Raw genomic sequence first — 20,381 nt, forward strand, 5'->3', positions numbered from 1 at the left:
CGGGCGTGGGCATGGGGCTCCGATCGGTGGGGTGACGGTTTCCTGGTGGGGCGGCCTGCTGTGGTAGCAAGGCAGGCATGACGGAACGGCCTGGCGGGCGCAGCTCGTACCACCACGGATCGCTGCCGGAGGCGCTGGTCGCCGCGGCGTTCGAGCTGCTGGACGAGTACGGGCAGGAGAAGGTGAGCATGCGGGAGGTGGCGCGGCGGGCCGGGGTGTCGGCGGGGGCGCCGTTTCGCCACTTCGCGGACCGGCAGGCGTTGTTGACGGCGCTGGCGGACCGGGTGCTGGCGGACTTCGCGCGGTGCCAGGAGGCCGAGGTGGCGGCGGTGGATCCGGCCGGGGGGTCGGCCGGGGGGTCGGTGATGCGGGCGGTCGGGCTCGGGTTCGTCCGGTACGCGCTGCACCATCCGCACCGGTTCGATCTGGTGCGTTCGCGGGTGTTCGTGGCCTCGCGGGAGCCGGAGCTGCGGGATCAACTGGACGGCATGGACAGGGCGTTCACCGGTCTGATCGTGGCGGACCAGGAGGCGGGCCGGTTGCGCCCGGGGGATCCGGGGCTGATGGGGCTGGCCGGGCAGGCGCTGGTGTTCGGGCTGGCGCAGATGATCGTGGACGGCTACCTGCCGGAGGAGGAGGCGGAGGAGTTGGCCGGGAAGGTGCTCGACACCTTCGGTCAGGGAATCGCCAACCTTCCTTCGCAGTAACCGATTTGTGCGTGCAGTGAGCCTTGACCGGGTTTCCCGGCCCTGATGTAATCACCGATTACATGGGGTGCGGGAGGCTGAGATGTCCATGGGAACGACGTTCGTCCGATCGATGTTCGCCAAGCCGACGCCGGGCTACACCACCGCGGGCGCCACCGGCGACACCGTGGTGCTGCTGATCGGCATGCGGATCAACCGCTTCTGGGCCGTCCACCACTGGGGCCCGGTGATGTTCGCGATGTTCCGGATGCTGTACGAACTGGGGCGCAGCCCCGAACGCGGCCTGCGCGGGCGGATCCTGCTCACCGCCTCGCCGCGCACGTACTACGTCGTCCAGTACTGGGAGTCGAAGGAGAAGCTGTACGGCTACGCGAGCGCGCCGGACGGCTTCCACCACAGCGTCTGGGGCATCGTCAACCGCAAACTGCGGGAGGGGAAGGCCCGTCGGCACGTCGGGCTGTGGCACGAGACGTACGTGGTGCCGGAGGGCGGGTACGAGTCGATCTACTTCGACATGCCGCCGTTCGGTCTCGCGGGCGCCACCGGCTCCCTGCCGCTCGAGGCGCGCGGGCGCCGCGCGTCGCAGCGGCTGGCCTACCGGTCGGGGGAGGGTCCGCAGGACGGCTCGAAGGAGGGCCGGCAGGAGGGCTCGAAGGAGGGCTTGAAGGAGGTCTCGGGGGAGCGGGTGCCCGAGTAGGGGTGCTCACCGGGCGCTCAGGGAGTGTCGCGGGTCGGCCCGGGCGCTGCGGCGTGAGAGCGTCGGGGGATGGCGGAGGAGCAGGGCGGGATGCCGGCGGGCGCGCCGAGAGGTGTACGGGCGGGCGCGCCGACCGGCGCATCGACCGGGGCACCGGCGGGCGCACAGGCGGGCGCACAGGCGGGCGGCGCACCCACGGGCGGGCCGGTGGTGCACGAGGTGCCGTACCACGCGCAGTGGGAGTCGGCCGAACTGGTGCGGGTGATCATCGACGGGCAGGTCGACGCGGCCGAGGACCCTCGGTGGGGGCAGTCCGGTGCGGCCACCCCGGAGGAGTACGCGTGGTGGTCGTGGCGGCTGTGCGGGGTGGCCTGCCTGCGGATGGCGCTCGACCACTGGTGGGGCCTGGCACCGCCGGCGCTCACGCTGGCCGGGGAGTGCGTGGCGGCGGGGGCCTACGTCCGGGACGGCGAGAGCCTGCGCGGACTGATCCACACGCCGTTCGCCGACTACGTCCGGCGGCGGTGGGGACTGGCCGCGCAGGCACGGGAGTTGGCGCCCGCGGAGCTGGCGGCCGAGGTGGCCGGCGGGCGGCTGGTGATGGTGTCGGTGCATCCCGCGATCCGGGAGCCGGCCGGTCCGGCACCGGTGCGGCGGGGCGGACACCTGGTGCTGGTGGTGGGCGCCACGGACACGGCGGTGGTGATCCACAACCCGTCCGGATTCCCGGGGGAGTCGCAGTCCTTCGCGCACGTGCCGTGGCGGTCGTTCGAGCGCTTCTACGCCGGGCGGGGGATCGTCCTCGGCCCGCCGGGCGCGGGTGGCGCGGGTGGCGCCCGATCGGTTCCCGACCAGCAACCGGTCGGGAGCTGACCGGCGGCTGGTCGGGACCTGATCAGCCCCTGATCAGGAGCTGATCGGGGGCTGATCAGGGGCTGATCAGGGGTTGTCCGGCAGGCCGGCCGGGTTGACCGGGAGCTGGCTGCGACAGAGCGCCGATATCGGCTTCAACGCGGCGGCCAGGCGGTCGAGTTCGGCGCGCGGGTAGTCCTCCCAGACCCGCGCGGCGGCCAGGTCGGTGGCGGCCTCCAGGGACTGGTGCCGGATCCGGCCGAGTTCGGTCACCGAGCCCGCCGTGGTCAGCCAGCCCCGCTCGACCAGGCGCGCCGCGGCCGCGTCCCACTCCTCGTCCGTCCAGCCGCGCATCGGCTGGAGCATCTCGCGCCGGACGTCCATCGCGCACCGGACCACCAGCGCCTCGCACCCGTCCAGGCCGGCCGCCACCAGGGCCGCCACGTGGCCGTCCCCGCGGTGCTCGCGCATCACCGTGGCGGCCTGCCACAGCCGTTCGTACAGGCCGGAGGGGCGGGGCAGCGCGGCGTTGGCGGCGGCCAGCACCCGGCCGACGCAGTCGAGCCGGCCAGCGGCCCGCTCCAGGGCCTCCACCACCAGTTCGACCTGCGCCGGGTCCACGTGCTCCAGCAGCCGGGCCAGCGCCCCCGCCGAGCCCTTCAGCCGGGCGGCCAGCGCCTCCTCCGGGCTCGCGTGCGTCCACACCTCCGGCAGCGCGCGCTCGACCATCGCCGGGGAGAAGCTGAAGAACGCGGCGATCACCGGCGGCGCGTCCACCGCACCCAGCGGCGCCGACCGGCTGGCGAAGTAGCCGCGCCAGCCGCCGTGCAGTCCGGCCGCCTCGTAGGCCTCGCGGCTCTCGGGCAGGAAGTAGGTGACGGAGTGCACCGGTTCGAAGAGCCACCACAGGGCACGGGCGGGGTGGACGAGATCGGCCATCGAAGGACCTTCCTCGGAGAGGGGCGGGGCGAACCCGGCCGGACGGGGCGGCTCGGCGGGCGCCGACGGATCGGGCGCGCGCGGGCCGCTTCAGTGCTGATGACCACGGCGGCGGCCACGGTAATCCCGGACCGGGTGTGATGACGGTCACGGGGAGGTCCCGGTGTGCGCCCGGCGGGGCGGCGGCGCGAGATGATGGGACGAGGTGCCCGCTCCCGGGACGCCGCAGCCCTCCAGTGAACCCTCGTGTGAAGGTAGTCGGTAATGGCGCAGATCAACCCCAGCATCCTGTCCGCGGACTTCGCCCGGCTCGCCGACGAGGCCGAGGCCGTCAGGGGCTCGGACTGGCTGCACGTCGACGTGATGGACAACCACTTCGTCCCCAACCTCACCCTCGGCATCCCGATCGTCGAGTCGCTCGCCCGCGCCACCGACATCCCGCTCGACTGCCACCTGATGATCGAGGACCCGGACCGCTGGGCCCCCCAGTACGTCGAGGCCGGCGCCGGCTCCGTCACCTTCCACGTCGAGGCCGCCGCCGCGCCCGTCCGCCTCGCCCGCGAGATCCGCGCCAAGGGCGCCCGCGCCTCCATGGCCCTCAAGCCGGGCACGCCCATCGAGCCGTACGAGGACCTGCTGCCCGAGCTCGACATGCTGCTGATCATGACCGTCGAGCCCGGCTTCGGCGGCCAGGCGTTCCTCGACATCATGCTGCCGAAGATCCGCCGCACCCGGGAGCTGATCGCCAAGCACGACCTGGAACTGTGGCTCCAGGTCGACGGCGGCGTCTCCGCCGGCACCATCGAGCGCTGCGCCGAGGCCGGCGCCGACGTGTTCGTGGCCGGCTCGGCGGTGTACGGGGCCGAGGACCCGGCCGAGGCCGTGCGCAAGCTGCGGGAGCTCGCGACCAAGGCCTCGGCGGACGCCTGGTGGGCCTGCGGGCACTGAGCCCGGGCGGAGCCGTTCAGAGACGGAGCCGTTCAGGGGCCGGGCCGTTCAGAGACGGGGCTGTTCAGGGGCCGGGCCGGCCGTCATCCAGGGGCCCGGCCGGCCTGGCCCGCCCGGCGAGGGGTGGAGGATCCAGCGGTCGTCAGGGATGATCGTTGGCGAACGCCCCTCGCCCGGCCCCTCTCCGCACGGTGGTGGAACCGCACATGAGCAACCTCGACCGCAAGCCCTCCCCGACCACCTGCGGCCGCGAGGCCGACACCGGACCGGTCAAGGATCTGTTGACCGGACGTCAGGTCCAGCTCGGCGAGAGCACGATGGTCCGCCGACTGCTCCCCAACCTGGGCCGCCGGATGGTCGGCGCCTGGTGCTTCGTCGACCACTACGGACCCGACGACATCGCCGACGAACCCGGCATGCAGGTCCCGCCCCACCCCCACATGGGCCTCCAGACGGTCAGCTGGCTCCACCAGGGCGAGGTGCTGCACCGCGACAGCCTCGGCAGCCTCCAGACCGTCCGCCCGTACGAACTGGGCCTGATGACCTCCGGCCGGGCGATCTCCCACTCCGAGGAATCCCCGCGCCCGCACGCCCGCTACCTGCACGGCGCCCAGCTCTGGGTCGCCCTCCCGGACGCCCACCGGCACACCGCCCCCACCTTCGAGCACCACGGCGACCTGCCCGTCGTCACCGCCCCCGGCCTGCACGGCACCGTCATCCTCGGCACCCTCGACACCGCCACCTCGCCCGGCACCGCCTACACCCCCCTCGTCGGCGCCGACCTCGCCCTCACCGAGGGCGCCGACCTCAAGCTCCCGCTCGTCCCCGACTTCGAGTACGCCGTCCTCTCCATGTCCGGCAGCGTCGACGTCGACGGCGTCCGCGTCGAACCCGGCTCCATGCTCTACCTCGGCTGCGGCCGCCCCGAACTCCCCCTCCACGCCCGCACCGACGCCGCCGTCCTCCTCCTCGGCGGCGAACCCTTCGACGAGCAGATCCTCATGTGGTGGAACTTCATCGGCCGGTCCGGCGAGGAGATCACCCGGGCCCGCGAGGACTGGATGTCCACCGCCCGCTTCGGCGACGTCCACGGCTACGCCGGCGACCGGCTGCGGGCGCCGGAGCTCCCCGCCCTTCCGCTGAAGGCGCGGGGGCGCGTGCGCTGAGGCAGGGAGACGGGGTTCGCGGTCGCTAGCGTTCGTCGGTGAGGTCGCGGACGAGGGTGCTGCTCATCTGGGGGAGTTCGCCGTACTCGGGGTCGTCGCCGGCGACGGGGAGTTGGTGGATCACGGCCGCGAGGCGGGGGGGCAGCTTCACGTCGAGGCCGTAGTGGCACCGGGCGAGGATGTCGGTGAGCACCTGGGCCGGCAGCAGTGCGTGAGGAGTGCTCAGGACGCGCTGTGGCGGGCGGGGGTTGGTGGCCAGTGCTTCGGCCTGTTGGCGCCAGACTTCCGCGTCCAGGAACTCCCCGATGCTGCGGTGCAACAGGCTCAGGAACGACGCGGAGGTGTAGGAACCGCCGCCGGCCGCGAACTGCCACCAGAACTGGGCGCCGTCGCGATGGCCCGCGACGTACAGCAGCGCGCCGAGGACGAGGGCGCCCTCGGGGTGGATCTGCTCGGCGTTGACGAGGAGGCCCAGGGAGGCCGCGGCGGACGGCATCGAGAGGACCAGGGACGCGGCGAGGTCGAGTTCGTGGGCCGCCTGCTTGTGCTCGGAGGACAGCGGACTCGGGGCGGTCAGCAGCCGCTCCCAGGAGACGCCCGTGCCCCCTGGCTGCGGTCGCGGGGCCCGGGTGGGCAGGTGGATGCCGGCCATGTTCGGGTGCAGGGCCCGGTCGTGCTCGGTGCTCACCGGCTCTCCCCGCGTCGACCGCCGAGCGCCGCGGCCAGACGGTCGAGAGCCTGGCTCGCGGTCGAACGGACGTTGGCCTCGGTCGTCCCCAGGCAGTCGGCGATCTGCTCGTCCGGCAGGTCGAGCAGGTAGCGCAGCACGATCACGTCGTGCCGACGCTCGGACAACCGCCGCAGCGCGACGTACAGTTGCTCGTGAGTGCCCCCGGTCTCCATCAGGTGCTGCGCCCGCTCGGCGGCGATCCGCACGGCGTAGACCCACCCGGGGACGCTCGCCTGGGTGGGCAGCGGCTCGCCGTTCATCATCAGTTCCGCCAGGGTGGCGCCGATCTCCTCCTTGAGGATCGTCCAGGCGTGGAACGGTGGGATCTTCTCGCGCAGGATGCGCGGCCACTCCTTCCACACGCGGACCTTCGCGATCTCCACCGCTCTGTGTGCGGCGTCGTCGTCGCGAAGGCGCGCGCGGGCGAACCCGGTCCACGCCCCCTCGTGCGTGTCGCAGAACGCGTCGAACGTCAGGCGGTCCCGGTCTCCGACCACCCAGTCGCTCTCGGTCACGTCCCATTCCTCCCCTGCGGCACGCCTGTCGGCTGCCGTCCGGCGCGGGCCGCCGACCGTGGCTGAACCCCACGGTCGTACGGCGGTCACAGCGGGAACTCGCTTCCCTGGTAGGAACATTAAGGCGGATTGGATGCCGAGATGTTAAACCGCGACAAGGTGTTTCGAGATCAGACATAAGGTGCGGCGGATGATGGAGATACCGTGCGGAACATGGTCAGAGTGAGTCACTACATGCTCTGATTCGGTCGTCCTGCTTCACGGTCGCGTCGTCACCGGCGGCGGCCCTTGCTTGGCCGTTCGGGCGTGTGGGCATAGTGGAAGGGGCCGCGCCAGGGTCCGCCACCGTTCGCCACGGTGGCACGGGCGCGGATCGGTCCTGTCCTGCGCAGGGCGAGTCGATGACGTATCAGGGGGAACGCATGACGGACGGCACCGCCAGGACCGACGACGTAGAGGTCAACCTCGACATACACCTGGCCCACTCGGCACGGATGTACGACTACTACCTCGGCGGCACGACGAACTTCCCCGCCGACCGTGAGGCCGCCGGCCGGGCCCTGGCGGTCTTCCCCTACGCCCGCTCCGCCGCGCGCGCCAACCGTGCCTTCATGCGCCGGTCGACGCAACTGCTCGCCGAGGCCGGGATCCGACAGTTCCTCGACATCGGCACCGGGATCCCCACCTCGCCGAACCTGCACGAGGTCGCGCAGTCGGTCGCACCGGACGCCAAGGTCGTCTACGCCGACAACGACCCGATCGTGCTCCTCCACGCTCAGGCGCTCCTGCGCGGCACCGAGCAGGGCGTCACCGCCTACGTGCAGGCCGATGTGCGCGAGCCCGGTGACCTGTTGGACTCGGCCCGGGCGATCCTGGACTTCACCCAGCCGATCGCGCTCAGCATGAACGCCCTGCTGCACTTCGTGCCGTTCGATGCCCAGCGGATCACCGAAGGACTCAAGGCACAGCTGCCCAGCGGCTCCGCGCTGGTGGTCAGCCACTTCACGCAGGACTTCGCCGCCGAGGAGACCGCTCGGCTCATCCAGGTCTACACCGCCGCGGGAACCCCCGTCGCCGCCTGCACCCGTGACGAGTTCGCGCAGTTCTTCACCGGCTGGAACCTCCTGGAGCCGGGCGTCGCGGCCACTCCGCGCTGGCACCCGGCGGCGCCTGCGGACGACACCGAGCACATCACCGACGCAGCGGCCTCCTGCTACGGGGCCGTCGCCATCCGCCCCTGAGCCGTTCTCCCAGTCCGGCAGCTTCCAGTCTGGCAGCTTCGAAGCCCGGATGTTCAAGCCCGTACATCGGCATTCCGGGACCCGGGTGCGCCCACCGCCGGTGGCGGCAGGAGTCGTTGTCAGTCGCGGTCAGCGGTCAGCGGTCAGCGGTCAGCGGTCAGCGGTCAGCGGTCGGCGGTCAGCGGTCGGCGGTGAGCGGTGAGCGGTGAGCGGTCGGCGGTGAGCGGTCGGCGGGCCGCATCAGCCGCTCGCCGGGCGGCTCACCCGCGCCCGCCGATCGCGTCGACCGGCGCCGGCCGCAGGGCGGACCGGGTGGCCACCGCGATCGAACCCCAGGAGAGCGCGACGGTGACCGCCACGATCGCGACGAGGCCGACGAGGCCGAAGGGGGAGACGGACGGAACGGGTGACTCCGTCAGCCCGAGGCTGATGCCGACCAGGGGCGGGATCGTCGCCAGCAGACCGAACAGCAGCGCCGAGAAGACCACGATCCTGGCTTCGCCGTTCATCATCGCGCGGACCTGGGCCCGGTCGGCGCCGATGAGTTGCAGCATCGCGAACTCGCGCACCCGCGCCGCCGTCGCCATCACCAGGGTGTTCACCACGGCGATGGCGATGTAGCCCAACAGCACGGTCTGGAACAGGAGGTTGAGCGCCCAGTCACCCGAACCGCCGCCCCCGGGCGCGGCCTTGAACGCCTCCTGGCCGCCCACCTGGACCGTCGGGTAGCGTCCGACCGCGCCGCGCAGCGCGTCGGCGAGCGCCTTCGGGTCGGTCCCGTCCGCGGACCTGACCAGCACGGCGGTGTCGACCCGCGCGGTGGTGTGCGCGACGACGAGGTCGTTGGGCAGGGTGACGTCCCCGAAGCCCGAGCCCCGCTCGTAGACCGCCACCACCCTCGGCCTGACCGCCGTGCCGTCGCCGAGCCGCAGGTCGACCGTCCCACCGCGCTGCGCATGGACGGTGTCCGCGACGGCCCGGCTCAACGCCACCGTCTCGCCGCGCAGTTCCGCGGTGTCGCCCTCGACCACCTTGAGGTCCATGGTCTCGGAGAGCCGTTCGGGCGCGACGCCCTGGGCGGCGAAGACCTTGGTCGCGGTGCTGTCCTCGGACGGGAACGTCAGCAGCACCCGCATCCGTGCCACCGGCGTCGCCACGGCGGCGCCGGGCACGCCGCGCACGCCGTCCACGACCTCCGGGGACACCCCGGCGCCGGACGACGAGGTCAGCACGTGGTCGGCCCGCAGGCCGGCGTCGAGTTGCTCCTGCGACGCCGCGATCGTCGTGGAGGCGCCGAACACCTGCACGGCGGCCAGGGTCACGCCCATGGCCAGCGGGGTGACGGCCGAAGCGAGTCGCCGCGCATCGGCTCGCGCGTTGGCCTGGGCGAGGAAGCCGGGGGCCTTGGACTGCCGGTTCAGACGCGGGCCGAACAGCACGACGGCGCCTCTGATCAGCAGCGGGCCGACACACCCCAGCGCCACGACGAACAACAGGACCGCGCTCGCCGCGGTGTCGGCGGCGGAGTCACCCGACACCGCCACCTCGCCCGAGGTCAGCAGCAGCCCGAGCGGGACGAGCAGGAAGCCGATGGCCAACCGGACCCGGCCGATCCTCCCGGGCTCGACGGCGGCGTCCCCGAGCGCCTCGACCGGGCTGGTCCCGGACACCCGGCGCGCGACCAGCCAGCCGCCGAGCCGGGCGCTGGTCATGCACAGCACCAGCGAGGCGAGGAAGGGCAGCCACCCCACGTCCATCCGGAAGTCCGCGGGCATCGCGCCCGCGAGGACGAACACGCCGCGCATCACGAACGCGATGACGACGCCGGGGATCGCGCCGACCAGGGCGCCCGCCAACGACACCAGGGTCATCTCGGCGCCGATCATCCGGTGGATCTGCCGGGGCGTCGCGCCGATGGCACGCAGCAGGGCCAGTTCGCGCCCGCGCTGCCGCACCGACAGCGCGAGCGTGCTCGCCACCACGAACACCACGATCAGCACCATGGTGCCGCCGAACGACGCCGACGTCTCGACCACCAGGCTGCGGGCGTCGCCCACGTCCAAGAACTCCACGTCGCCGCGTTCCGCGCCGGTGTGGGCCACCACCCCCGGCACGGCGGCCGTGATCCTGCCGGCCAGTTGCTCCGGGGTGACGTCGGGCCCGGCCCGCACACCGATCGCGTCCACCCGGTCCGGACGGCCGGACAGCTCGGCCGCCCGGCCGTCGGTGAAGAACACCGCGGACTGGCGGCCCAACCCGCCCCCCGGCGGGGCGGCGACGCCCACCACGCGGTACGGCGACGCGACCGAGCCGACCACGAGCCGCACCGTCGCGCCGGGCGACACGTGGGCGCGCGCGGCGAGCCCGGCGTCGAGTACGACCTCGTCGGGCCCGGCGGGCGCGCTGCCCGCGCGCACCGCGAACGGCCCGAGCACCGCGGCGGACCAGCCGTGCCCGACCACGGGGAAGCCGTCCGGGCCGCCCACCGCGCGGCCGTCCGGGGCCAGCACGCCGACCTCGACGTCGACATCGCCGACGGCGGAGCGGACACCGGGCACGGCGGCGACGGCGGCGACCTTGTCGGCGGGCAGCGTGACGCGCTCGCTGTAGCGGACCTCGGAGCTCTCGTCCAGCCAGTACGACTGCTCTCCGCCGAGGACCACCGCCGCGCCCGAGTAGCGTTCGGGGGCCACCCCGCTGCTGAGCCCGGACATCAGCAGGATCCCGCAGGCGGTGATCACCGCCGAGCCCGCGGCGATCGCGACGAAGGAGCCGACGAAGCCGCCCTTGCGCCCCCTGATCGTGCTCCAGGCCAGCGACAGGCCCTTGCGGTCCGGCACCACGAGGCGGACCAGCCGTCGGATGCGGCGGATCACCGCGCGCCCAGGTACGTCACGCGCGCCGGGACCTGCCCCGAGGCGTGCCGGCGCGGCTCGCCCGCGAGCCGCAACGGCGGCGTGCCGATCTCCTCCACGGTCGGCGTGGTCATCGGGCTGCACACCCGGGAAAGGCACTCCTGCCGGAATCGGACGGTCCCACTCCGGGAGTGCGGGCGCCACGATCCAGTCCGACGCGTACGACATCCGGCGCCGGTATCAGGCTCCTTGACGAACCGTAACTCCTCGACGCCGCACCCCAACGGATCGACCAGTCGGCGGATGCGGCACGCCACGCAGGTTGAGACATGCTCGGGGAGCCTACCCGAGGCCCCGCCGCGCCCCGTCGTCGTGGCCGAGGAACGCACGGGGTCGGCCGTCTGAAATCCCCATGGACGAGATTGTGGCGTCGCAGCAATCACTGACAAGATTTCAGCACGGCATCCTGTCGCGGGAGATGCCGCCGAACCGACCGTGGCTCGACGCACGTCTGGAGGCCGCATGGCACGGGTGAACCTGAGGGCTGCATTCATGAGCGGCCTTTCGTCCACCGTCACGGCTCAGCAGGTCTTCACCAACCGGGTCGACGAAGTGGCCGCATTCGCCCGGTCGGTCGACGAGCTTCACCGGATGCTGGACGAGGCCGAGGTCTCGCCGGTCGTGGACCGCGGGCAGGGCCGCCGCAATGTGCTGACCTTCTACGGCGTGGGTGGCATAGGCAAGACGACGCTCTCCCACGAGCTGGAGCGCCGCCTCCTCGCCGAAGCGCGGGAGAAGGAGCGCGACGACGTGGTGACCGTGCGGATCGATCTCTCGGAGGAGGGCGCCGGCGACATCGAGAGCCTGTTGCTGCGTCTGAGGGCCGCCCTGGGCCAGTTGGGGAGCCGTTGGCCGGCCTTCGACCTGGCACTGGCCTCCTACTGGGCTCGCGCCCACCCCGGCGAGGCCTTGCAGGAGTTCCTGGACGCCTCGCCGGCGCTGCGGCGCGCCTCGCGGAGCATCGCGCTGGGTGACCAGATCGCGGAGGCCGTGAAGCAGGTCGACCCGGGTGGTCTGGGAGGTCTGACCGGACTGGCCCACCGGGCCGCGCTGGTCACGTACCGCGCTGTCCGGGACCGGGTGCGGGAGGGCCGGCTGCTGGCCGACTGCGATCTGTTCGCCGAACTGGTCGAGGCGGACGCCGACTACGAGACGCTCTCGTACTTCCCGTACCTGCTGGCCTGGGACTTGGAACGGCAGCCCCGGGGCGGTCGGCCGGGCCGGCGGCCCCGGGTGTGCGTCTTCCTCGACACCTTCGAGGTGGTCAACGGTCAGGCCGATCGCGCAGTGGAACGGTTCGTCCAGCGCTGCGCCTATCTGATGCCGAACGTGCTGTTCGTCATCACCGGCCGGAACCGGATCGACTGGGCCGACTCGGGTGCGGGCGGCGAGCTGGACTTCACCGGCCCGGAGTGCTGGCCCCATCTGCACTTCAGCAACGACACGGCCGAACCACGGCAGCACCTCGTGGGGTACCTGTCGGACTCCGACGCGGACAGCTATCTCCGTGAGGCCCTCGTCCGGGACGGTGAGCCCGCGATGTCGGCGGAGATCCGGGAACGCGTCATCTCCGGCGGCCAGGGGCTTCCCCTGTACCTGGACCTGTCGGTCTCCCACTGCGCCGCCCTGCTGGCACGCGGTGGGCAACCTTCCGTGGCGGACTTCGGCGGCTCGTTCACAGCCGTCGCGACCCGGTCGATCAGGGACCTCCCCCGGGAGGAACGCGACCTGGTCCGAACAGCCGCGCTCACCGACCGGGTGGGCGCGGAGCTGCTGCGCGCCGGTCAACCCGGAGTCTCCGACGGGAGCGTGGCACGGTTCCTTCGCCGACCGTTCCTGACACACGACGACGCCTATGCGTTCCCGTACGCGTTGCACGTGGCGTTGCGGCAGGCCATCGGCGAGGCGGACCGGACGCTTCCTGACGGTTGGTCGGATCGTGACCGCAGTGAGGTCGCTGCCCGGCTGCTGAGCTGGCTGGGCGAACGCCTGGGCGCCTCCGGCGGGCGGGTGGCGACGGCGCAAGCCCTCGAAACCGGGCTCAAGCTCTCTGCCGAGCACGGTGTCTTCGACGACTGGATGGCGCTGGCCACGCAGCGACTCGTCGAGGCCGGCCAGTGGTCGGAGCTCGGAGCCGGTCTTACCGGCGCCCCGGTGGGCCTCCCCGAGTACCGGGCGATCCGGGCCGCCATCCGGGGAGTCCAGCTCCGCCGGACCGGCCGCGTCGAGGAGGCGATCGAGTTGCTCGGCGGCGCGGCCGGAGGCGTGCGGCACGGTGGCCGAACGGCACAGCTGGTCCGCATCCACCTCGCCCACGCCCTGCGCAACCACGGCGACTACACGCAGGCCGCGGAGATCTACCGGGGCTTGGTGGGGGGCGAGTTCGACGCGGCCGCCCGCTACTGGCTCAGCGACTTCGACTACCTCAACGGGCGGTTCGCGGCCGCTCTCGCCTCCCTGCATGAACAACCGGTCCGTGGCCCGGAGGACGAAGGCGAACGGCTCCGGCTGACCGGGCACATCTGGCGGGTCAACGCCCGCTTCGAGGAAGCGACTTCCGTCTACCACGAGGCGATCGGCCTGGCGCGGCGCGAGGGACTGGCCGCCGCAGAGGCGAAGGCACTCGCCAACCTGGCGCAGACCGCCTGCTGGTCCGGGGACACGGCAGCCGTCGCCGACGCGGCGGGCCGGGCCCGGGAACTGCTCGACCTGGTGCCCAACCCCGTCGAACTGGTCAAGCTCCGGTCCGCCGAGGCGGTGGCCCACGCCATGGCCGGCGACGTCGGCGCTGCCCGGTCCGCAGTAGGAGACACCCGGCATCTTGCGGACGGGATCGCTTACCGGGGCGGCCACAACCTGGCGGACGTGGCCGAGATCCTCCTCGGCGTCCTCGCCGGTGACCACGAGGGTGCTCGTCGCACGCGATCCGAGCTCGATGCGCGCACCCGTACGTCCGGAGGCAACACCTACTGGGTTCCCATCGCGACCTCCTGGATCGACGGCTCCCTCGCAGCCGCGGAGCACCTGCCTGCCGTCGGCTGGGTGGACGGCCCCGTCGCGTCGTTGGGTCGCTGGGCAGCGGTGGTGACACGTCGATGACTCTCCCCGGCCCCCGCACCTCGGCCGAGTCGTCCGGAGAAAGCAGAGTTTGATGACTGACCTCGTGAGCGTCGGCCTCGTCGGCGTCGGCACCATCGCACAGACCCATCTCACAGTCCTGGCCGAACGGGCCGATGTACTGGTCGAGTTCACGGTCGATCCGAACCGGCCGGAACCGCCCTCGTTCCGTGGAACCACCCCGCGTCACTACGCCGGCCTGGACGACGCGCTCGCGGAGCACCGACCCGATCTGCTCGTGCTCGCCACTCCCACGCACACGCACGCGGAGCTGGCGGCCCAGGCTCTCCGGCTCTCCACGGCCAAGGTGCTGGTCGAGAAACCCCTCGTCCACGACCTCGCCTCGCTCGGGCGGATCCGCGCGCTGGACGAAGCGGTCGACGTGCGGGGCCGGTTGTTCACCGCGCACCACTTCGCCTTCTCTCCGGAGGTCGGCTGGGCGGCGGAACTGCTTGCCGAGCACCCCGAGTGGGGGCCCGTCACGGCCGTCACCTCCGCGTTCTACGACCCCTACGTCCTCAAGGGCACCGATGCCTACGAGTCCTACGGCTCCAGCTGGATGGACTCCGGGGTGAACCAGCTCAGCATGCTCACCCGCCTGGTCGACCTCACGGCGCTCACCTCCGCCCGGCAACTGGACGGCGGCGCCAGCGCGTGGTGCATCGCCGAGTACCGGTCCCGGGGCGAGTCGGGCACCGCACGTCTGCGCAGCAGCTGGCTCACGGGCTCCAGCAGCAAGGAGAGCAGTCTGGTCTTCGGCCGGGCGGGCGTGGAGGTGTGGATCGACCACACCTCCATGACCGGCTTCGCAGCCCGGGACGGTGACCTGCTCGCCGCCTTCGGGACGGACGGTCGGACGGCCCGGAAGGTGGCCCATTACCGGCCGCTGTACGAGAGCCTGCTCTCCGACCGCCCCGACCCGGTCCTCGGGTTCGACGCGGCTGCGAGGATCACCGAGATCCATCACGCGGCGCCCGGCGCGGAGTAGTCCCCGGGGCGGGACGTTGCGACGAGCACCCGCGGGCGCTACCAGGGGGTCAACTCGCCGACCTGGTCGGCGGCCTCCTTCCTCGGGCCGGTCGTGGCGGTTGGAGAGCCGCAGGGCCCGGCGGTTCGCCTCCAGTCACCGGACGGTCTGCGCGTGGGGCCTGCGGGGCCTCCGGCCGGTGGGCCGTGCGCAGTGACAGTTGTCATGTGGTTCGGGAAAAAAGATCACTGACGAAGTGCCAGGCCGGTGGGGGAGGCTGGCGGTACGGCGGATCGCGGCGGATCGCGGGCGGTGACCGCAGGGCACGCGACAGACGGGGGAGTGGGCACGAAGGTGTTGGTGGCCGAGGCCGGGCTCGGGGGGCTCTGCCTGGCGCACGGGCTGCTCCGGGCCGGCGTGGAGGTTGCGGGTCCTTGAGCGGGAGGAGGGGGCGCACAGCCGGTACCAGGGCTTCCGGATCGGCTTGAACGAGCACGGGCGCGCCGCGCTGCGCCAGTGCCTGCCGCAGCGGCTGCACCCCCTGCTGGAGGCCGTCACGGGCCCGATGGCGGGCGAGCGGCGCGTGGTCGACCAGCAGTTGCGCGAGCTGCGCCGGCTCGGCGCGGTGGACGGGGGAACCGCCGTCGACCGGCACGTGCTGCGCCAGCTGCTGCTGGCCGGGCTGACCGCCGTCGCCGGGTACGAGCGGCGGATGATCGACTACGGCTTCGCGGCGGTCGCCGACAGCCTGGAACGCCTGCCGGACTTCGCCCCCCGCGCACCGGTGTCCTGACCGCGCGCACGCGAGCGCACCCGCGTACGCGGGCACGGGGGCGTCACGGTTCCTGAAGGTGTGCTCAGACTTCTTCAGCGGATCTTCAGCGGGTTGGTCGGAGGCTTCTGGGGTCACTCCCCCGTCCGCCTCGTCGCAAGTGAGCCCCCGTTGTCCCTGAGCCCGATCCGTGCAGCCCGCGCCACGGCCGAGACCCGGCCCGTGCCCGAACGGCGGCGGCCCGCCGCCGAGGGGGCGGGGGCGGCCCTGCTGCCCTGGGCGCTCGCCGCCGTGCTGTTCGCCGCCTACACCGCGCTGTCCGTCTCCCGTCACCTGCACCTGCGGACGAACGGCTTCGACCTGGGCATCTTCGAGCAGGCCGTCCGCGCCTACGCCGAGGGCCGCGCGCCGGTCTCCGAGCTGAAGGGGCCGGGCTTCCACCTGCTCGGGGACCACTTCCACCCGATCCTGGCCACCCTCGCACCGTTCTACCGGGTCTTCCCCTCCGCGCTCACCCTGCTGGTCGCCCAGGCGGCGCTGGTCGCCGTGTCCGCCGTCCCCGTGACCAGGGCCGCGGTGCGGGCGGTCGGCCGGTGGGCGGGCGCGGGCATCGGGGTGGCGTACGGGCTGTCGGTCGGCCTGCAACAGGCCGTCGGCTTCGACTTCCACGAAATCGCCTTCGCCGTACCACTGTTGACGTTCTCTCTGGAGCGGCTGATGCTCCGGCAGTGGCGGTCGGCGGTCGGCTTCGCCCTGCCGCTGCTGCTGGTCAAGGAGGACCTCGCGGCGACGGTCGCCGTCATCGGCTGCTACCTGTTCTGGCACGGCCGCCGCCGACTGGGCGCGGGCGTCGTCGCGCTCTCCGCCGCCACCCTGCTCCTGGTGCTGCTGGTCGTCATCCCGGCCCTCAACCCGGACGGCGCCTACACCTACCTCTCCAGCGTCGACGGCCCGGCCGGCAACCCCGTGACCAGGCTGCTCCTGCCCGGCGAGAAGTGGCACACCGTCGTCACGATTCTGGCCCCCACCGCGTTCCTGGCGCTGCGCTCCCCGCTGATCCTGCTCGCCCTGCCGACGCTGGGCTGGCGCTTCTGGTCCACCAACCCGTCCTACTGGGGGACGGACTTCCACTACGGCGCCGTCCTGATGCCGATCGTCTTCCTCGCCTTCGTCGACGCCCTGACCCGGCTTCGGCTCCGGTTCCGGGCCCGGCACGGCCTGCGGCGGTGGACGGTCCGCGGTTCCGTGGCCGTCGGGCTCGCCGTGACGGCCGCCGCCCTGCCCTCGCAGCCCCTCGCGGAGCTGGCCCGCCCCGCCACCTGGCAGCGCGACGCGACCGTCGACGCGGTGAGCGCGCTGCTGCGCCGGATCCCGGACGGCGCCGAGGTGGCCGCCGCCAACGGCTTCGCGGCCCAACTCACCGGCCGCACCCGGGTCTACCTCTTCCCCCGCTACCCGGGCGCCCCCGGCGCGCGGCCCGACTGGGTGGTGGCAGCCGACCACCCGCGGGACGGGCTCCTCTCCGCCCGCGACGAGGCCGAAGCCCTCCGCGCCCTCCCCGCCGCCGGCTACCGCCCCGTCGCGAGCGCCGCCGGCATCACGGTCTACCGGCTCACCGACCCTGCGGGCTGACCCGGGGCGGTGGTCGGACGACGGGAGGCGTGGTGACAACTCGACGCCAACGTGCGGTGGTTGCGCCGACGCGCGCAGGGCCCGCCACCTGCGGGGTGGCCCTGCGCGCGTCGGAGGGACGACAGGTCAGCGGGACGGAGGGGCGGAGGGACGGCAGGTCGGCCTGGTGTCAGCTGAAGGCGGCGTCGGCGGTCAGCGTCGACTGGGCGATGGGCTGGCCGACTCCGAGCAGGACGTCGACGCAGTTGTCCAGGATCGGCTGGTCGCTGTCGATGTTGAGGACGGTGGTCAGGTTCTCCCCGGCCAGGCGGGTGGAGGAGCCGGTGACGGTGCCGGTGAGGGTCCCGGCCCCGTCGACGTCGACGACGGCGATGTCGGTGATGGTGCTGCTCGCCTGCGTGCCGTCCTTCAGGTTCCAGGTGAAGGTCGCGGTGGAACCCGGCGCCATGGCCGGCGGCGTCAGCGGGTTGCAGCTGAGCGTGCCGAACTTGAGCGTCGCGGTGACGGTGCCGCCCGTCACGGCCGTCGGGCCGCCCTGGGAGTCGAGGCAGCCGCTCACCGTCCCGCCGATCGCCACGGTGGTGGCCTCCGGGCCGGCCGAGAGCGGCGGGCTGAAGTTGACGGCGGCGTTCACGGTGCAGTTCAGGATTTCCGCGGCGGCCGTCGGGGCGGCGTCGGCGACCGGTGGCACGGCGGTGCACAGGGCGGCGGCGAGAACGGCGGACACGGTGACGGCGCTTCGGCGTACGGACACGTGGATTCCCTTTCTTTCGTCGGACCGGGGGTGAGGCCCTCGCACTCGGAGCGGGGTGGGCCGAAGGGGGACGGTGGCACGGCGCGAGGAATTCCGGCCGTCGCCATCCCGGGGATCCCGCCGATACGCCTCGAATGGTCCAGCGCCGCGGTCCGGCCCTCCGGCGTGGGCGGACACCGGGCGGGCGGACACCGGGAAGGTGGACACCGGGAAGGTGGCGGCCGGCCGGTCGACGGAGGGGCGCCGGGCCCTGGTCGACCTCGGCACCGTGAAGTGGTTCAACGGCCGTTCACGTCGTCGGCCGCTGAGGGCGCGCGGCGTCCGTCAGGCCACGTGGTCGAGGGCCGGCGCGGCCGTCGGCTGTGCCGTGGCCCCGGCGCCCTCGGCCTGCGCGCCCCAGCGGCGGGCCAGGACGGCGCAGACCATCAGTTGCAGCTGGTGGAAGAGCATCAGCGGCAGCACCATCAGCCCGGCCGCCGGGCCCGGGAAGAGGACGGTGGCCATCGGGACGCCGCTGGCCAGGCTCTTCTTGGAGCCGCAGAAGACGATCGCGACCAGGTCGCCCCGGCCGAACCCGAGCCGGCGGCCGACCAGCAGCGTCGCGGTCAGGACCAGCCCCAGCAGCGCCGCCTCCACCCCCAGCAGTGCCGCCAGTCGGGGCAGGGAGAGGGCACCCCACACCCCGCCCACCACGGCGGCGCTGAAGGCGCTGTAGACGACCAGCAGGATCGAGCCGCGGTCGACCAGGCCGAGGACGGCGCGGTGGCGGGCCATCCAGGCGGCGATCCAGCGGCGCAGCACCTGGCCGGCGGCGAAGGGGAGCAGGAGTTGTTCGGCGATCTCCAGCACGGTGCCCGGCGAGACGCCGCCCTTGGTGTGCAGGAGCACGGCGGCGAGCAGCGGGGTCAGGACGATGCCGAAGAGGCTGGAGAAGGTCGCGCTGCAGACCGCCGCGGCCGTGTTGCCGCGGGCGATGGAGGTGAAGGCGATCGAGGACTGCACGGTGGAGGGCAGCAGGGTCAGGAACAGCAGGCCCTGGTAGAGCTGTGGCGACAGCACCGCCGGCACCAGCAGGTGGGCGGCCACCCCGAGCAGGGGGAAGAGGCCGAAGGTGACCGCGAGCACGGTGCCGTGCAGCCGCCACTGCCTGAGCCCCTCCCAGGCCTCGCGGGCGGAGAGCCGGGCGCCGTAGAGGAAGAACAGGACGGCGACCGCGCCGGTGGCGGCGTCCGAGAAGGCCGGTGCGGCGCCGCCGCGGGCGGGGAGCAGGGCGGCCACTGCCACGGTGCCCAGCAGGGCGGCGATGAACGGGTCGACCCGGAGGCGGGCGGGGCGGCGGGGCAGGTGGGAGCGGAGCGGGTGGTTCGGGCGAGGCATGGTTCTCCGCGGTGGCGGTTCGGGTGGGATGGCCCCAGCCTGCCGCCCGCCGGGGTGATTGTGAATCCCGCTGGCGGCACTCACTGTCATCATGATCCGTGATATCAGCGGATAGAATGGCCAGATGTTCGATCCGGTGCAGTTGAGGTCCTTCCTCGCGGTGGCCCAGACCGGCGGTTTCACCCGGGCCGCCCAGCGGCTGGGGCTGCGGCAGTCGACGGTCAGCCAGCACGTGCGGCGGCTGGAGACGGCCGCCGACCGGCAGCTCTTCCTGCGCGACACCCACTCCGTGCAGCTCACCGGCGAGGGCGAGGCCATGCTCGGCTTCGCCCGGACGATCCTGGAGGCGCACGAGCAGGCGCTCGGCTACTTCGCGCGGACGCAGGTGCGCGGGCGGGTGCGGTTCGGCGCCTCGGAGGACTTCGCCCACACCGAGCTGCCGCAGATCCTGCGGAGCTTCCGGCGGAGCAACCCCCAGGTCGACCTCGAACTCACCGTCGGCCTCAGCGCCGTGCTCTACGAGCAGCTGGCCGACGGACGGCTCGACCTGGTACTCGGCAAGCGCCCGCCCGGCGGCGGCTCACAGGGGCAACTGGTGCGGCAGGACAAGCTGGTGTGGATCGCGGCGGAGGACTTCCGGACGGACCCGGCGGAGCCGCTGCCGCTGATCGTCTACCCGCCGCCCAGCTTCACCCGGGTCCGCGCCCTGGAGGTCTGCGAACGCGACGGGCGGCCCTGGCGGATCGCCTGCACCAGCACCAGCCTCTCCGGGGTCCGGGCCGCCGCGCTGGCCGGCCTCGGGGTGGTGCCGCACGCCCGCAGCCTGATCCCGTCGGGCCTGCGGGTGCTGCCCGACCAGCCGGGCCTGCCCAGCCTCGGTACCATCGAGTTCGCCCTCACCACGGGGCGCACCACGGCGCGCGGCCCGGCCCGGGTGCTGGCCCAGGCGGTCCTCGCGGACGCGTTCCGCCTGCAACGCGCACCGGAGCGGGCGGAGCCGTGACCGGGGGTGACGGCCGGGCGTTCCTGCGGCCGTGATCCCCCGGGGGGCG

The 20,381-nt window shown here is 73.0% G+C and carries 17 protein-coding genes; 11 read left to right on the forward strand and 6 right to left on the reverse strand.

Translation table 11 applies throughout. The features are described 5' to 3' along the window. Positions 1 to 77: 77 nt before the first annotated feature. The 3 genes from ACIP37_RS03990 (at position 78) to ACIP37_RS04000 (ending at position 2,277) form a co-directional block, all read left to right on the forward strand. Positions 78 to 707: a TetR/AcrR family transcriptional regulator gene (locus ACIP37_RS03990; RefSeq protein WP_363583211.1), complete on the forward strand. Its 630-nt coding sequence runs from the start codon at positions 78 to 80 to the stop codon at positions 705 to 707. A 112-nt stretch (positions 708 to 819) separates the two neighbouring features. Beyond that, entirely contained in the window at positions 820 to 1,404 is a 585-nt protein-coding gene (locus tag ACIP37_RS03995) for a DUF4188 domain-containing protein (RefSeq protein WP_363627543.1), read from the forward strand. 69 nt (positions 1,405 to 1,473) lie between these two features. Continuing rightward, positions 1,474 to 2,277: a C39 family peptidase gene (locus ACIP37_RS04000; RefSeq protein ID WP_363627501.1), complete on the forward strand. Its 804-nt coding sequence runs from the start codon at positions 1,474 to 1,476 to the stop codon at positions 2,275 to 2,277. Between the two features lie 66 nt (positions 2,278 to 2,343). Here the strand turns inward: ACIP37_RS04000 and ACIP37_RS04005 are convergent, their stop codons facing one another. After that, a complete protein-coding gene (locus ACIP37_RS04005; protein ID WP_363583215.1) occupies positions 2,344 to 3,195 on the reverse strand; it encodes an SCO6745 family protein in 852 nt (283 codons plus the stop codon). Between the two features lie 264 nt (positions 3,196 to 3,459). Here ACIP37_RS04005 and rpe point away from each other — a divergent pair, with 264 nt between their 5' ends. Together rpe and ACIP37_RS04015 are read left to right on the forward strand one after the other, a co-directional pair. Further along, on the forward strand, positions 3,460 to 4,143 hold the full coding sequence (gene rpe, locus ACIP37_RS04010; RefSeq protein WP_363583217.1) for a ribulose-phosphate 3-epimerase: 684 nt from the start codon (positions 3,460 to 3,462) through the stop codon (positions 4,141 to 4,143). 206 nt (positions 4,144 to 4,349) lie between these two features. Beyond that, positions 4,350 to 5,309 (forward strand): pirin family protein, encoded by a 960-nt coding sequence (locus ACIP37_RS04015; RefSeq protein ID WP_363627503.1) that lies wholly within the window; start codon positions 4,350 to 4,352, stop codon positions 5,307 to 5,309. A gap of 25 nt (positions 5,310 to 5,334) precedes the next feature. Here ACIP37_RS04015 and ACIP37_RS04020 read toward each other — a convergent pair whose 3' ends face one another. Together ACIP37_RS04020 and ACIP37_RS04025 are read right to left on the reverse strand one after the other, a co-directional pair. Then, positions 5,335 to 5,997 carry a hypothetical protein gene (locus ACIP37_RS04020; protein WP_400803495.1) on the reverse strand — a complete coding sequence of 221 codons (663 nt, stop codon included), beginning with the start codon at positions 5,995 to 5,997 and terminating at the stop codon, positions 5,335 to 5,337. Further along, positions 5,994 to 6,554 (reverse strand): RNA polymerase sigma factor, encoded by a 561-nt coding sequence (locus tag ACIP37_RS04025; RefSeq protein WP_400803492.1) that lies wholly within the window; start codon positions 6,552 to 6,554, stop codon positions 5,994 to 5,996. The genes ACIP37_RS04020 and ACIP37_RS04025 overlap by 4 nt, the downstream gene beginning before the upstream one ends. Positions 6,555 to 6,976: 422 nt before the next feature. Here ACIP37_RS04025 and ACIP37_RS04030 point away from each other — a divergent pair, with 422 nt between their 5' ends. Continuing rightward, the gene (locus tag ACIP37_RS04030) at positions 6,977 to 7,795 is read left to right on the forward strand and encodes an SAM-dependent methyltransferase (protein WP_400803489.1); all 819 of its coding nucleotides are present in this window, start codon (positions 6,977 to 6,979) and stop codon (positions 7,793 to 7,795) included. 260 nt (positions 7,796 to 8,055) lie between these two features. On the opposite strand, the gene ACIP37_RS04035 is transcribed toward ACIP37_RS04030, so the two are convergent. Continuing rightward, positions 8,056 to 10,671: an ABC transporter permease gene (locus tag ACIP37_RS04035; protein ID WP_400803486.1), complete on the reverse strand. Its 2,616-nt coding sequence runs from the start codon at positions 10,669 to 10,671 to the stop codon at positions 8,056 to 8,058. Positions 10,672 to 11,202: 531 nt separating this feature from the next. On the opposite strand from ACIP37_RS04035, the gene ACIP37_RS04040 reads away from it, so the two are divergent. From ACIP37_RS04040 to ACIP37_RS04055, 4 genes are all read left to right on the forward strand, one after another. After that, on the forward strand, positions 11,203 to 13,809 hold the full coding sequence (locus ACIP37_RS04040) for a hypothetical protein (RefSeq protein WP_363585921.1): 2,607 nt from the start codon (positions 11,203 to 11,205) through the stop codon (positions 13,807 to 13,809). A 52-nt stretch (positions 13,810 to 13,861) separates the two neighbouring features. Beyond that, positions 13,862 to 14,815 (forward strand): Gfo/Idh/MocA family oxidoreductase, encoded by a 954-nt coding sequence (locus ACIP37_RS04045; protein ID WP_363585922.1) that lies wholly within the window; start codon positions 13,862 to 13,864, stop codon positions 14,813 to 14,815. A 403-nt stretch (positions 14,816 to 15,218) separates the two neighbouring features. Next, the gene (locus ACIP37_RS04050; protein ID WP_400843226.1) at positions 15,219 to 15,587 is read left to right on the forward strand and encodes a hypothetical protein; all 369 of its coding nucleotides are present in this window, start codon (positions 15,219 to 15,221) and stop codon (positions 15,585 to 15,587) included. A 150-nt stretch (positions 15,588 to 15,737) separates the two neighbouring features. Further along, on the forward strand, positions 15,738 to 17,198 hold the full coding sequence (locus ACIP37_RS04055; RefSeq protein WP_400843229.1) for a DUF2079 domain-containing protein: 1,461 nt from the start codon (positions 15,738 to 15,740) through the stop codon (positions 17,196 to 17,198). Positions 17,199 to 17,367: 169 nt separating this feature from the next. On the opposite strand, the gene ACIP37_RS04060 is transcribed toward ACIP37_RS04055, so the two are convergent. Both ACIP37_RS04060 and ACIP37_RS04065 read right to left on the reverse strand, forming a co-directional pair. Then, complete coding sequence (locus ACIP37_RS04060) at positions 17,368 to 17,952, reverse strand: hypothetical protein (RefSeq protein WP_363627509.1); 585 nt, start codon at positions 17,950 to 17,952, stop codon at positions 17,368 to 17,370. 324 nt (positions 17,953 to 18,276) lie between these two features. Then, complete coding sequence (locus tag ACIP37_RS04065) at positions 18,277 to 19,329, reverse strand: bile acid:sodium symporter family protein (RefSeq protein WP_400843232.1); 1,053 nt, start codon at positions 19,327 to 19,329, stop codon at positions 18,277 to 18,279. 124 nt (positions 19,330 to 19,453) lie between these two features. Here ACIP37_RS04065 and ACIP37_RS04070 point away from each other — a divergent pair, with 124 nt between their 5' ends. Then, positions 19,454 to 20,332 (forward strand): LysR substrate-binding domain-containing protein, encoded by an 879-nt coding sequence (locus ACIP37_RS04070; RefSeq protein ID WP_363585927.1) that lies wholly within the window; start codon positions 19,454 to 19,456, stop codon positions 20,330 to 20,332. Positions 20,333 to 20,381: the final 49 nt, after the last annotated feature.

The sequence above is a fragment of the Kitasatospora sp. NPDC088861 genome, assembly GCF_044750105.1.
In the GTDB taxonomy this organism is placed as follows: Bacteria; Actinomycetota; Actinomycetes; order Streptomycetales; family Streptomycetaceae; genus Kitasatospora.